This is a genomic window from Bradyrhizobium sp., assembly GCF_049512235.1.
Classification (GTDB): Bacteria; Pseudomonadota; Alphaproteobacteria; order Rhizobiales; family Xanthobacteraceae; genus Bradyrhizobium.
Window position 1 is genome coordinate 1 of record NZ_JBEKXH010000170.1, and the last position, 12,645, is coordinate 12,645.

Below are 12,645 nucleotides of genomic sequence, written 5' to 3' on the forward strand. Positions count from 1 at the left end.
GTCGGCCAGCGTCATCGCCTCGACCTGATCGTGGGTGACGTAGACCGTCGTGGTGCGCACCTTCTGGTGCACTTTCTTGATCTCGATCCGCATCTGCACCCTGAGCTTGGCGTCGAGGTTGGACAGCGGCTCGTCGAACAGGAACAGCTGCGCCTGCCTGACGATGGCCCGGCCGATCGCCACCCGCTGGCGCTGGCCGCCGGACAGCTGGCGCGGGAAACGTTGCAGCAGCGCGGTGATGCCGAGCATGGCGGTCGCCTCATCGACGCGCTTCTTGATTTCCGCTTCGCCGACCTTCCGCGCCCGCAGACCGAAGGCGATGTTGTCATAGACCGTCAGATAGGGGTAGAGCGCGTAGTTCTGGAACACCATCGCGATATTGCGGTCGCGCGGACGCATGTCATTGACGACTTGGCCGCCGATGGCGATCTCGCCGCCGTTTTCCTCCTCGAGCCCGGCGATGGTGCGCAACAGCGTGCTCTTGCCGCAGCCCGACGGCCCGACAAAGACCGCGAACTCGCCATCCGCCACCGTGAGGTCGATCCCCTTCAGCGCGTGCACCGGACCGTAATATTTCTGCAGCCCGGTGATCCTCACTTCCGCCACCTGTCCGCTCCCCTACCCTTTGACAGCGCCAAGCGAAATGCCGCGCACCAGATAGCGCTGCATCAGGGTGACGGCGATGAAGATCGGCAGCGTGCCCAGCACCGACATCGCCGCGATCTTCGACCAGAAATTCGATTGTCCGCCAAAGTAGTGGGTGAGCATGACCGGGAAGGTGATCACCTCGGTGCGGGTCAGGATCAGCGCGAACAGGAAATCATTCCAGGCGAACACGAAGGTGAACACCGCAGTCGCCATCAGGCCGGCGCGGGCCATCGGGAACACCACCCGCCACAGCGTCTGCCAGCGCGTGCAGCCGTCGACCAGCGCGCTCTCTTCCAATTCCAGCGGAATGTCGCCGATATAGCCGCGCATCATCCAGATGACGTAAGGCAGGTTGAAGGCAGTGTAGAGCAGGATCAGCCCGGCATAGGTATCCACCATGCCGAAATAGACATAGATCAGGAAGATCGGAAACACCACGGCGATCGGCGGGATCATCCGCTGCGAGATGATCCACATCGACAGGTTCTCGCCGCCGGTCCGGAAGCGCGCCAGGCTGTAGGCGCAGAAGGTGCCGAGCAGCATGGCGATGGCGGAACTGACGCCCGCCACCACCAGGCTGTTCCAGATCGCGACCACATCGCCGTCCCGGAACAGCACCCAGTAATTGCTGAACTGGATCTTGCCCGGCAGCCAGAGCGGCGGGACGTGGAAGATCTCGTCGGGCGTCTTGAACGAGATCATGAACAGCCAGTAGACCGGGAACAGGAACATCAGCGTAACCAGGGTGGCAACCGCCAGGCGCAGCACCAGCCTGGCGCGCTTGCGCCGGTGGCGGGCGCCGCCGCTCATCGCACCAGCTCGGTGCGCCGCAGCGCGTAGGTGACGATGATGGTGAGCACGGCCACCACCAGGAAGGCCACGGCGGCGGTATAGCTGGTGTCGAATTGAACAAAGCCGCTGACATAGGTGTAGAGCGAAATCGTCTCGGTCATCGATCCCGGGCCGCCTTCGGTGAGCGCCCAGATGATGTCGAACACCCGGAACAGGTCGAGGCCGCGGATCAGCACGGCGATGGCCACTACCGGGGCGATGGCGGGCAGCACGATCTGCCGCAGCACCCGCCAGTAGGACGCGCCATCAAGCTCGGCGGCTTCGAGTTGTGACGGGTCGACATTTGAAAGCGCGGCCAGCAGCAGCAGGAACATGAACGGGGTCCATTGCCATACTTCGCAAATGATGATGGCGGGGTAGACATAGGCTGGATTGACCGTCCACAGGATGTTGACCGGCGTGCCGGCGAGGAAGCTGAGGATCTGGCCGATCGGGCCAAAGCGGACGTCAAACATCAGCCGCCAGGTCGCACCGGCGACAATCGGCGACAGCACGGTCGGCAATACCAGCAGCGCCACGAAAGCCTGGCGGCCGGGAATTTTTTCGAGAAACAGCTCTGCGAGCAAAAATCCGAGGATCAGCTCGAGCGGCAGCGCAACGGCGGTGATCAGGACGGTGTGGCCGAGCGCCTGCCACAGCCGCAGATCCCCGAACAGCTGCCTGTAGTTCAACAGCCCCGCGAAGGACGTATCCACTTCCGTCATGGTGATGTTCTGGAAGCTCACGACCAGCGAGTAGATCAGCGGGAACAGCCCCACGAGCAGCAGGACGAGGATTGCGGGCGCAATCATCAGGTACTTGAAGTTCCTGTCGGAGAACGCCGAGAGGCGGTGCGACAGCGTGGGGTTTGAACTTTTTGGACTCATGTGCATGGGATCAGGAAGTGGAGGACGGCGCGTGGCCGTCCTCCACCTCGATTCCTTCAGGCCGCCGGATAGGCGCCTGGCTTGGCAGCCCAGGCCTTGTAGACTTCCCTCTGCTTGTCGACGCCGACTTTCTCGGTGATGGCGTCGAATTGCGAGGCCATGCGGGCCAGGATCGCCTTGGGATCCTCGCCGGTCCACAGGCTGCTGATCGCCTTGGTCATGGCTTCGTCATACTTGTCCTGCTGCAGCAGCGAGAGGTCGAGCAGGCCGGTCTCGCCCGCTTTCTTGATGGTGTCGAGATAGGCGGGGGCGTCCGGCCACAGCTTGCGATATTCCGGGCTTTCGTAATGCGAGGTGCGGAACGGATCGCGCAGCGTATAGGGCAGTTGCACGCGTTCAAGGCTGGTCTGCTTGCTGTTCAGCCACTGAATGAACAGATAGGCCGCTTGCTTCTTCTTGCTGGTGGCTGAGACCGCGAGCGCAAAGCCCACACCCAGTTCGTCGCGGCCGAGCGGATTGAGGGCATATCCTACCTTGCCTGCGACCTGGGACTTCGGCACCCAGTTCAGCGCTTCCTCGCCCGAGCCATAACCGGCGGCCCAGCGGCCATAGGGCGGCCAGGAGATCGTCATGGCGGTGGTGCCCTGCAGGAAGTTGGCGAGGTTGTCGACGAAATTCCACTGTTCCACGCCCGGCGGCATGAACTTGTTTTCCGCAAGCATGCCGTTGAACACCTTGAGGCCGATGTCGCTGTTGACGGTGGACTTCATGGTCGCGGCATCGAAGAACTTGCCGCCTTCCATGCGGAACCTTTCCTGGAACATGTATTGCGGATAGGGCGCCGCCCTGAAGAAGCCCGCCCCATAGGTCTTCGGCGCCATCTTGTCGGTGATGAACTGGCCGATCTCGGCGAACTGCTTCCAGTCCTTTGGCGGGGCGAGGTCATAGCCGTATTTCGCCTTGAAGCCCTCTTTCATCTTCGGATCTTCGAAAATGTCCTTGCGGTAATAGAGCAGCATCACGTCGCCATCATCGGGGAAGCCATAGATTTTGCCGCCGACGGTCATCTGATTGTCGCGATAGGCGGGCGCGATATCCTGCAATTCCTCGCGGTAGCCGAACTTGTCGACAAACGGATCGAGGTCTTCTAGCGCGCCGGCCCGCACCAGATCCGGCATCCAGGAGGGAATGACGTTCAGCGCGTCATAGGCGCCAGCACCCGAGCGGAAGTCCTGCATGATCTTGGTGAACATCTGGTCGGTCGGTACCTCGACCACCTTGACCTTGATGCCGGTGAGCTTTTCCCACTTCGGGCCGGAATAATTCAGCGGGTCGAGCGACTGCAGCCCGGCCTCCCACACAATGCTGATTTCAGTGCCGGCATATTGCTTGGCCGCCGCGACCGCGGTTTCGGCCGCGTTCTTGGCCTGCGCCCAGGCGACGCTGGGCGACAGTGCAAAAACCGACACCGCGCCCATCAACTCTCTTCTGTTCAACATGTCTTCCTCCGTTTGTCTGCATCGCGCGAAGGCCGCCCGAAATCCGCACGGGCCGCCGCACTTGACGCCATTTTCCTGATCTCAATGGATCAGCATTCCGCCGTTCACATCGATCACGGCGCCGGTGACATAGGCGGAGAGATCCGATGCGAGAAACAGGTAGATGTTGGCCACATCCGTCGCCGCGCCGAGCCGGCCGAGCGGAATGCCCTTGATGATGTCGGCCTTCATGGCCGGCGTCAGCTTGTCGCCGGTGATGTCGGTCTCGACCAGGCCGGGGGTGACGCAGTTGACGCGGATGCCGTCGGGTCCGAATTCGCGCGCCATCGCCTTGGCGAGGCCGAGCACGCCGGCCTTGGCGGCCGAATAATGCGGGCCGCCGAAAATGCCGCCGCCGCGCTGGGCCGAGACCGACGACATGCAGGCGATCGAGCCGCCGCCGCGTCTCTGCATGGTCGGGATCACCGCCTGGCTGAGCAACAGCACGCCCTTCAGGTTGACGTCGATGATGCGCTGCCAGCTCTTGGCATCAATCCCTAAGGTTTTCACCGGTTCGGTAATGCCGGCATTGTTGATCAGGATGTCGATGCCGCCGAAGCTCTCGACCACCTTGGCGGCCGAGCTGTTGCAGGCTTCGGCATCGGTCACATCGCAGCGCAGCCCCAAATGCCCCTCGCCGAGCGACGCCGCGGCGCCATGTGCTGCGCTCAGGTCCAAATCAAGAATAGCCACTCTCGCACCATGGGCGGCGAACAGTTTTGCCGTTGCCAGGCCAATTCCCCTGCGGCTGGCCGCGCCGGAAATGACAGCTGTTTTGCCCTGCAATAGCAATGCAACCTCCCGGATTTCTTGATCTTATTTGTCGCAATCATCCGCCCCCGGGGCGGTTCGGGCAAACGCGATCTTTACAACGACGCATGAATCCAGTTCATCAATGGCATGCCGCCGTCGCTGTCCCTGCTCCGAGCCTTTGAAGCCGCTGCCCGCACCGGATCCTTCCTCGAGGCGGCGACCGAGTTGCATCTCTCGCCAAGTGCGGTCAGTCATGCCATTCGCAAGCTCGAGCAGAGCCTGGGCACTGCCCTGTTTCTTCGCGACGGCCGTTGGGTGCGGCTGAGCACGGATGGCGCCGCCCTGATGCGCCATGTGGGGCCCGCCTTTGACGACCTGCGCCGGGGTATGGACCTTGTCTCGACGCGGGGACCAAAGTTGCTGCGGGTTCATTCAGCCCCAAGCTTTGCCGCGCAGTGGCTGACGCCGCGTCTCCCCGGCTTTCTCGCAACCCACCCCGACATTGAAATCCGACTGTCGGCGGGGACAGATTATACGCGCTTTGCGAATGATGAATTCGATGTCGACATCGTCTACGGCAGGCCGAGCCAGGAAGGCGTGATCATTCTTCCACTTGGCGAAGAGACGGTGACGCCGCTTTGTATGCCGAAGCTGGCGGGGCTCATTCGCAGGCCGGATGACCTGCTGCGGCACGCGCTGATCGACAGCGACAACAAGAAGGTCCGATGGCCGGATTGGTTCGCGGCAAACGGGCTCATTGCACCGCCGCCGCACGGCATGCGGTTTGACCGGAGCTTTCTCGCCATCTCTGCGGCGGTCAGCGGCCTCGGCATAGCGCTGGAGTCGACACGGCTGGCGGAAAAGGAAATCGAGAACGGTTCGCTTGTGCCCATCTTGGCTGGCAAGGCCAAGGACGTGCGCTACGTCGGACACTTTCTCGTTTTTCCCCGTCTTGCACTTAGAAGACAAACGCTTCGAGTCTTCACAGAATGGATCACCAAGGAATTGAAGATAGATGCAGTTGGCCCGCTGTGAACCGGTTGCAAGGCAACGCCAATGAACTTGACGGGATGGTGAGTAGCCCGCAGGGTAGGCGCGCCGGGTTTCGATCCGTGGCTGCGGGAAAACCGGGAATAATCGGCTGGACCGGAAAATACTCCAATGCATGCCATCTCGAATTTGAGCGCGACCGAACTCGACGAACACTTTCTGCGCCGGTCGTTCGACGTAGCCCGCCGCGCCATGACCCATGGCAATCATCCCTTCGGCGCTATTCTCGTCGATCAAGGCGGCGACGTGCTGATCGAAGCGGAGAACGGCTACATGCCAGCCCATGACGGCACCGCCCATGCCGAGCGCCTGCTGGCGACGCAGGCCTGCACCACGCTCAGCCCTGATGTCCTGAAAGCGGCCACGCTCTATTCGTCAGCCGAACCCTGCGCGATGTGCGCCGGCGCGATCTACTGGGCGGGCATCGGCCGGCTGGTCTATGGCCTCAGCGAACAGCGCTTGCGCCGCGTCACCGGCAATCACCCCGAGAATCCAACGCTCGATCTACCCTGCCGCGAGGTGTTCAAAAGCGGTCAACGGCCGACCGAGGTGCTTGGACCCCTGCTCGAGGACGAGGCCGAAGCGCTGCACGATGGCGTCTGGCACAAATAACACTCGGCAGTCTCTGTTGACCGAAAACAAAAACGGCGTCTCGATTTACAATCGAGCCGCCGTTTCAGGCCGTTGGAGGTTTTCTCAGATCAAAACTTGGCGGTTACGCCGGCGTAGAGAGACTTTTCCGTACAGGAACGGTTGTTCACACCAGCGGTGTAGCAGACGCCGTTCGTCGGATCTTGATCGTTAAGACCGAACTTGTTTTCCCAGTAGCGATAGGCAACCCAGAAGTCGAGGAAGTGGGAATACTTTGCTCCACCAGGGTAGAACGCCTTGCTGGCGTCGAAGGTCAGGCGGATCGGCTCCGAGTTGATCTCCATCTTGGTATTGTTGACCGGGGAGATGATGCCCGAAGATGCGCCCAAGCCCTTCGGTCCGTAGAAGCCCGCACGACCGCTGATTGCGAAATACTGAATGGCCTGGGGCAGGAAGCCGAGTTCCATGTAGTAGTTGAGTTCGAGAGCCCAGGTGGCGTCGAAGCGCGTATTGCCATCGGAAATGCCCGGGTAAGGCGCCGGCAAGAACGTGCCCGACTGCAGGAACGCGTTGTGGTTCCATTCCTGGTAGTACAACGGAGCGACGTCGAAGAAGCCCTTGTAAGGCAGGTCAAAGGCAAACTGCAGACCCGCGACAACGTCCTTCTTGTTGGGGGCCAGGAACTGGTTTTCGGTTTCGCCGTCCACGCCAACTTCGAAAGAAATGTTGGCCAGAGGTCCGATGCTGAACTGCTTGGTATTGAACAGCTGGTTCCAACCCAAGGTGCTGCGGATCAAGCCGTAAAACTCGGCGGCGCCAGCGCAACCAAACACGGGCGTGGCGGTGAAGGGATCGCCGCAGGGGTTTGCCGGATCGGCATGATCGGACTTCGCCAGCGAGAGGGTGATGAAGTTGGTGCCGTAGGCCCAGAGGTCGAAGTGGGTATAGGCATAAACCTGCTTGACGGTCTTGTCGGTGACGCCTGGAGACGTCGCCGTGAACTGCACGGCATAGGTGATCAGGTTGTCATTGACGAAAAAGAAGGGCACATCAGCGACCGGTTTTGCCTTGACCTTGACTGGCAAGTCCGCCGCGCTTGCAAAGCTCATGGGCGCAATCGCGGCAAGCGAAAGAGCCGCAGCTGCGATTGTCTTTAGACGGTAGGACATAAGAAAAACCCCCAAGGTTGACGATCGATGATCAAGGCCGTTGGAGAAACCCTTGCGCCGTTTGCTAACGTTGAAAAGCCTCAAAAATTTCCGCGGCCTGCCACAATATTCATCAAGAGCGACACGCAAATCAGCAGCTTAAGGTCGCGAAGCTGGAGGCCGCCATGCACCATGGCCAGCCCCGGGAGGATCGTTTGCGATAGGGCAGAGCCTGTTTTTATTGAGTTTCTGTGCTGATATGTTCCGGTGCGTACATACCCGCGGCTGGCGGAAATTGAGGTCCACGCGCCCTGTATACGACGGAATTACGCTGCTCATAATCGCGGCAAGCCCATTTGGCCGTTTCCGATTTGTCACGGGCTGTCACAATTCTGCAACAGCATTTTCGCCGATATTAGCAGGGCGTGGGCCGAAACCGCCCTCCACGGCGGGGACCGGAGCCTAAATCGCCGGAAATCGCGGAATCATTTCGACAAAATCGCCTGCCGAAGAGTTGGGCAAACCCTGACGCTTTTTCCCCACTTACGTCGAAGTCCAAACTGGCCCAGTATTGAGGCAGCCATCCCTGCCATGCGTGACGAACGATGCTAGATCCGACGTCCATCGGCCTCAATTCCGGCCAAACACCGTTGCTCCAAACCATTGGGCTGACCAAGCGCTACGGCGACTTTCTCGCCAACGACAAGATCGATATCGAGATCTGGCCGCAGCAAATCCATGCCCTGCTGGGCGAGAACGGCGCGGGAAAGTCAACGCTCGTCAAAGCCATCTACGGATTGATCCAGCCGAGCGACGGCGAGATGCGCTGGCAAGGCGAGAAGATGGTTCTGTCCGGACCGTCGGAAGCCCGCGCCCGCGGCATCGGCATGGTGTTCCAGCATTTCTCGCTGTTCGACAATCTCACCGTTGCCGAAAACGTGGCGCTGGGCCTTGACGGCAAGGAATCCTTCACGGACATGTCCGCGCGTCTGGAACAAGTGTCCCATATTTATGGGCTTCCGCTCGATCCGAAGCGGGAGGTTTGGCAGCTGTCGGTAGGCGAGCGCCAGCGCATTGAAATCGTCCGCGCATTGATGCAAAATCCCAAATTCCTGATCCTCGACGAGCCGACCGCCGTTCTCACACCGCAGGAAGCCGATCAGCTGTTCGTGGTGCTGGAGCGCCTGAAGGCCGAGGGCCGCGCGATCCTCTACATCAGCCACAAACTGGAAGAGGTAAAGCGGCTCTGCGACACGGCCACGATTCTGCGCGGCGGCAAGAAGATCGCGACCTGCAACCCAAAAGCGGAAACCGCAGCCTCGCTGGCACGCATGATGGTCGGCGCCGACATCAAGGAGGTCAAGGCGGCCGCGGGCCGGCAAACCACGGTGCCGCGCCTCGTCGTCAATGATCTCAGCCTGGAGCCGGAAGACCCTCACGGCGTCAGGCTCAAGCACATCTCGTTCGAGCTCAAGGGTGGCGAAATCTTGGGGATAGCCGGCGTCGCCGGCAACGGCCAGGATGAGTTTTTCGCCGCGCTTTCGGGAGAGCGGCTCGCCGGGGATCCCGGCACGATCGTGATCGACGGTATCGCCGCGGGACATCTTTCCATCACCGAGCGACGCCAGCTCGGCGCAGCCTTCGTCCCCGAAGAGCGCCTCGGTCACGGCACCGCGCCGCGCATGAAACTTTCCGAAAATGCCCTGCTCACCGGCCACGCCGCCAGCGGCATGGTGAAACATGGTTTCGTCAACACCGCCGTGATGTTATCGACCGTCGACCGCGCCACCGCGGCGTTCGACGTCCGCAAGGCCAAGCGCGACCCCGAGGCCGCGAGCCTGTCCGGCGGCAATCTGCAAAAATTCATCGTCGGCCGCGAGATCCTGCGCAACCCCTCGGTTCTGGTGGTCAGCCAGCCGACCTGGGGTGTCGATGCGGGCGCGGCGGCCGTGATCCGGCAGGCTCTCATTGATCTCGCCGCCAAGGGCGCCGCCGTGCTGGTGACGAGCCAGGATCTGGATGAGCTCACCGAGATCACCGACCGGATCGCCGTCATGTTCCACGGCCATCTCTCCGCGCCGCTTTCGACCGCGGATGCCAACCGCGAGAAGCTCGGCCTGTTGATGGGCGGCAGCAGTCTGGAGCAGAAGGAACCCGCACATGCAGTTGGTGCTTGAAAAGCGCGCCGAGCGATCCAACACCATCGCGCTGGTTTCGCCGCTGATCGCCATCGGTTTGACGATCGTGACCATGAGCATCCTGTTTGCCATTCTGGGCAAGAACCCGATCTCCGCGCTCGGCGTCTACTTCATCGATCCCCTGACCGACAGCTATTCCCTGCAGGAAATTGCAGTCAAGGCGACGCCGCTGGTGATGATCGCCATTGGCCTGTCGCTCTGCTATCTCGCTAACGCCTGGAATATCGGAGCTGAAGGACAGTTTCTGATCGGCGCCGTCGCCGGCAGTTGGCTCGCTGTGAAAACACAAGGCACCGGCGCAGGTCCTTGGGTGATGCCTGCGATGCTGCTGCTCGGCGCAGCCGCCGGCGCGCTCTATGCGTTGATCCCGGCGATCTGCAAGGTCAGGTTCGGCGCCAGCGAGATTCTCACCAGCCTGATGCTGGTCTACGTGGCCGACCTTTTCCTGGATTATCTGGTGCGCGGTCCATGGCGCGATCCGGCCGGGTTCAATTTTCCGACCACCGCCGACTTCGATCCGGTCGCCACCGTACCGGTGCTGATCGAAGGCGGCAGGCTGCATCTCGGCGCCATCATCGCGCTCCTTGTCGTCGCCGCGGCCACGGTGCTTCTGGGGCGCACGATCTTGGGTTTCGAAATCCGCGTGGTCGGGGCGGCGCCCCGCGCGGCGCGCTTCGGCGGGTTCGATTCCGACCAATTGATCCTGCTGACCTTCGCCATCTCCGGCGCGCTCGCCGGGCTGGCGGGAATCATCGAGGTTGCAGGACCGGTCGGTCATCTTCAGCCGGGCATTTCGCCCGGTTACGGCTTCACCGCGATCATTGTCGCCTTTCTCGGACGCCTGAATCCGATTGGAATATTAATTGCAGGACTTTTTCTCGCGCTCACTTTCATTGGCGGGGAGCAGGCCCAGATCGCCATGAAAATCCCGTTGGACGTCACAAAGGTGTTCCAGGGCATCCTTTTGTTCTACGTGCTCGCCTGTGATTCCCTCATTCTCTACCGCTTCCGGCTGATCTTCCCGTCGCGAAAGGTGTCCAGTGGGGTTGCTTGAAGCCATCATTCTTTCGGTGCTCGCGGCTTCGACGCCGCTATTGCTCGCGGCCACCGGCGAACTGGTGGCCGAGCGCTCCGGCGTGCTCAACCTCGGCGTCGAAGGCATGATGATCGTGGGCGCCGCCTGCGGCTTCGCGACGGCCTGGCTTACCGGCTCCACCGTCATCGGCGCGCTCTGCGGGATGATCGCGGGTACCTTGCTTTCCCTGATCTTCGCGATGATGACGCTCGGCCTCGCCGTCAATCAGGTGGCGACCGGGTTGGCGCTGACGATCCTTGGCATCGGTCTGTCCGGCCTGATTGGAGCCGGTTTTGTCGGCGAGAGAATAACGCCGGCTCCACATCTCTACATCCCCGGCCTCACCGATATTCCGCTGGCGGGACGGATCCTGTTCGGCGAGGATGCCTTCGTTTATCTATCGCTGGCGCTGGTGTTCGCGGTCTGGCTGTTTCTCTACCGGACCCGGGCGGGGTTGGTATTGCGGGCCTGTGGCGACAATCATGTTTCGGCGCATGCGCTCGGATATCCCGTGCTCAGGATCAGAATGTTCGCCGTGATGTTTGGCGGCGCCTGCGCCGGCCTTGCGGGAGCCTATCTGCCGCTGGCCTACACGCCGTTCTTCATCCCGGGCATGACGGCAGGCCGCGGCTGGATCGCGCTGGCGCTGACGGTGTTCGCTTCCTGGCGCCCGGGCCGCCTGGTGCTCGGTGCCTACCTGTTCGGCGCCGTGACGATCCTTCAATTGCACGCGCAAGCCATGGGCATTGGAGTTCCGTCGCAGTTCATGTCGGCGCTGCCTTATCTTGCAACGGTCATCGTTCTCGTCCTGATTTCGCGCGCACGAACCGGCGGCTCGACCGCGCCCGCCGCGCTCGGTACCGTGTTCGTGCCCGATCGCTGATTGCATCTTCCGGGCGTGCGCGATGGGGCGCCGCGTCCTGGACCTTCGCTCCCCCCGACTGTTTGGAGATCAATGATGAGGAAAACACTTCTTGCGGCCGCCGCCGCACTGCTGCTTGCCGGCAGTATTGGCGGCGGTGCCTCCGCCGCCGACAAGTTGAAGGTCGGGTTCATCTATCTGGGTCCGGTCGGCGACCTCGGCTGGACCTATCAGCATGACCTTGCCCGCAAGGCGTTGGACAAGGAACTTGGCGACAAGATCGAGACTACCTTCCTTGAGAACGTCCCGGAGGGACCGGACGCCGAGCGCGCTATCGAGCAACTGGTCCGCGCCGGCAACAAGCTGATCTTCACCACCTCGTTTGGTTACATGGATCCGACGCTCAAGGTGGCAAAGAAGTACCCGAAGGTGCATTTCGAGCACTGCTCGGGCTACAAGCGCGACGCCAACATGGCGACCTATTCGGCGCGCTGGTACCAGGGTCGCTTCATCCAGGGCCAGATCGCGGCCAAGATGTCGAAGGCGGGCGTGCTTGGCTATATCGTTTCGTTCCCGATCCCGGAAGTCGTCTCGGGCATCAACTCCACGGTGCTCGGCGCCCAGACCATCAATCCCAACATCAAGGTCAAGATCATCTGGGTAAACTCGTGGTTCGATCCCGGCAAGGAAGCCGACGCCGCCAAGGCGCTGCTTGATCAAGGCGCCGACGTGATCATGCAGCACACCGACAGCCCGGCGGCGATGCAGGTCGCAAGCGAGCGCGGCAAGTTCGCCTTCGGACAGGACTCCGAAATGATCAAGTTCGGACCCAAGGCGCAGCTGACCTCGATCCTCGACACCTGGGCACCCTACTACATCGCACGCGTCAAGGCCGAGTTGGACGGCACCTGGAAGTCCGGGGACACCTGGGGCGGGCTCGAAACCAAGATGTTCGCAATGGCGCCGTATACGAACATGCCTGACGACGTGAAGAAAAGGGCTGAAGACACCGAAGCCGCCCTCGCCGCCGGCAAGCTGTCTCCGTTCAAATGTCCTGTCGTGGG

The 12,645-nt window shown here is 61.6% G+C and carries 12 protein-coding genes; 6 read left to right on the forward strand and 6 right to left on the reverse strand.

The window, feature by feature from the left end; translation table 11 throughout:
- The 5 genes from ABSG20_RS17065 to ABSG20_RS17085 all read right to left on the reverse strand — a co-directional run.
- Nucleotides 1–606 (reverse strand): ABC transporter ATP-binding protein (locus ABSG20_RS17065; RefSeq protein WP_423865686.1); only part of this gene is annotated, 606 nt, incomplete at its 3' end.
- A 12-nt stretch (nucleotides 607–618) separates the two neighbouring features.
- On the reverse strand, nucleotides 619–1,458 hold the full coding sequence (locus ABSG20_RS17070) for a carbohydrate ABC transporter permease (RefSeq protein ID WP_423865687.1): 840 nt from the start codon (nucleotides 1,456–1,458) through the stop codon (nucleotides 619–621).
- Entirely contained in the window at nucleotides 1,455–2,366 is a 912-nt protein-coding gene (locus ABSG20_RS17075; protein WP_423865688.1) for a carbohydrate ABC transporter permease, read from the reverse strand. Before ABSG20_RS17075 ends, ABSG20_RS17070 begins: the two co-directional genes overlap by 4 nt.
- Nucleotides 2,367–2,422: 56 nt before the next feature.
- Nucleotides 2,423–3,865, reverse strand: coding sequence for an ABC transporter substrate-binding protein (locus ABSG20_RS17080; RefSeq protein WP_423865689.1), 1,443 nt, complete (start codon nucleotides 3,863–3,865; stop codon nucleotides 2,423–2,425).
- 81 nt (nucleotides 3,866–3,946) lie between these two features.
- Entirely contained in the window at nucleotides 3,947–4,696 is a 750-nt protein-coding gene (locus ABSG20_RS17085; protein WP_423865690.1) for an SDR family NAD(P)-dependent oxidoreductase, read from the reverse strand.
- 108 nt (nucleotides 4,697–4,804) lie between these two features.
- Here ABSG20_RS17085 and ABSG20_RS17090 point away from each other — a divergent pair, with 108 nt between their 5' ends.
- Both ABSG20_RS17090 and ABSG20_RS17095 read left to right on the forward strand, forming a co-directional pair.
- Nucleotides 4,805–5,692 (forward strand): LysR substrate-binding domain-containing protein, encoded by an 888-nt coding sequence (locus ABSG20_RS17090; RefSeq protein ID WP_423865691.1) that lies wholly within the window; start codon nucleotides 4,805–4,807, stop codon nucleotides 5,690–5,692.
- A gap of 126 nt (nucleotides 5,693–5,818) precedes the next feature.
- Complete coding sequence (locus tag ABSG20_RS17095; protein WP_423865692.1) at nucleotides 5,819–6,319, forward strand: nucleoside deaminase; 501 nt, start codon at nucleotides 5,819–5,821, stop codon at nucleotides 6,317–6,319.
- A gap of 89 nt (nucleotides 6,320–6,408) precedes the next feature.
- On the opposite strand, the gene ABSG20_RS17100 is transcribed toward ABSG20_RS17095, so the two are convergent.
- On the reverse strand, nucleotides 6,409–7,467 hold the full coding sequence (locus ABSG20_RS17100; RefSeq protein WP_423865693.1) for a hypothetical protein: 1,059 nt from the start codon (nucleotides 7,465–7,467) through the stop codon (nucleotides 6,409–6,411).
- Nucleotides 7,468–8,051: 584 nt separating this feature from the next.
- Here ABSG20_RS17100 and ABSG20_RS17105 point away from each other — a divergent pair.
- The 4 genes from ABSG20_RS17105 to ABSG20_RS17120 all read left to right on the forward strand — a co-directional run.
- Nucleotides 8,052–9,623 (forward strand): ABC transporter ATP-binding protein, encoded by a 1,572-nt coding sequence (locus ABSG20_RS17105; protein WP_423865694.1) that lies wholly within the window; start codon nucleotides 8,052–8,054, stop codon nucleotides 9,621–9,623.
- Nucleotides 9,607–10,698, forward strand: a complete 1,092-nt coding sequence (locus ABSG20_RS17110) for an ABC transporter permease (protein WP_423865695.1) — start codon at nucleotides 9,607–9,609, stop codon at nucleotides 10,696–10,698. The genes ABSG20_RS17105 and ABSG20_RS17110 overlap by 17 nt, the downstream gene beginning before the upstream one ends.
- Nucleotides 10,685–11,602: an ABC transporter permease gene (locus ABSG20_RS17115; RefSeq protein ID WP_423865696.1), complete on the forward strand. Its 918-nt coding sequence runs from the start codon at nucleotides 10,685–10,687 to the stop codon at nucleotides 11,600–11,602. The genes ABSG20_RS17110 and ABSG20_RS17115 overlap by 14 nt, the downstream gene beginning before the upstream one ends.
- Before the next feature lie 75 nt (nucleotides 11,603–11,677).
- A partial coding sequence (locus tag ABSG20_RS17120) for a BMP family ABC transporter substrate-binding protein (protein ID WP_423865697.1) occupies nucleotides 11,678–12,645 on the forward strand: 968 nt, incomplete at its 3' end.

Bases quoted from the DNA above. Each gene is read 5' to 3' on its own strand.
- ABSG20_RS17105 (WP_423865694.1), top strand. From the start codon at position 8,052: ATGCTAGATCCGACGTCCATCGGCCTCAATTCCGGCCAAACACCGTTG.
- ABSG20_RS17070 (WP_423865687.1), bottom strand. From the start codon at position 1,458: ATGAGCGGCGGCGCCCGCCACCGGCGCAAGCGCGCCAGGCTGGTGCTG.
- ABSG20_RS17080 (WP_423865689.1), bottom strand. From the start codon at position 3,865: ATGTTGAACAGAAGAGAGTTGATGGGCGCGGTGTCGGTTTTTGCACTG.
- ABSG20_RS17100 (WP_423865693.1), bottom strand. From the start codon at position 7,467: ATGTCCTACCGTCTAAAGACAATCGCAGCTGCGGCTCTTTCGCTTGCC.
- ABSG20_RS17090 (WP_423865691.1), top strand. From the start codon at position 4,805: ATGCCGCCGTCGCTGTCCCTGCTCCGAGCCTTTGAAGCCGCTGCCCGC.
- ABSG20_RS17075 (WP_423865688.1), bottom strand. From the start codon at position 2,366: ATGAGTCCAAAAAGTTCAAACCCCACGCTGTCGCACCGCCTCTCGGCG.
- ABSG20_RS17095 (WP_423865692.1), top strand. From the start codon at position 5,819: ATGCATGCCATCTCGAATTTGAGCGCGACCGAACTCGACGAACACTTT.
- ABSG20_RS17110 (WP_423865695.1), top strand. From the start codon at position 9,607: ATGCAGTTGGTGCTTGAAAAGCGCGCCGAGCGATCCAACACCATCGCG.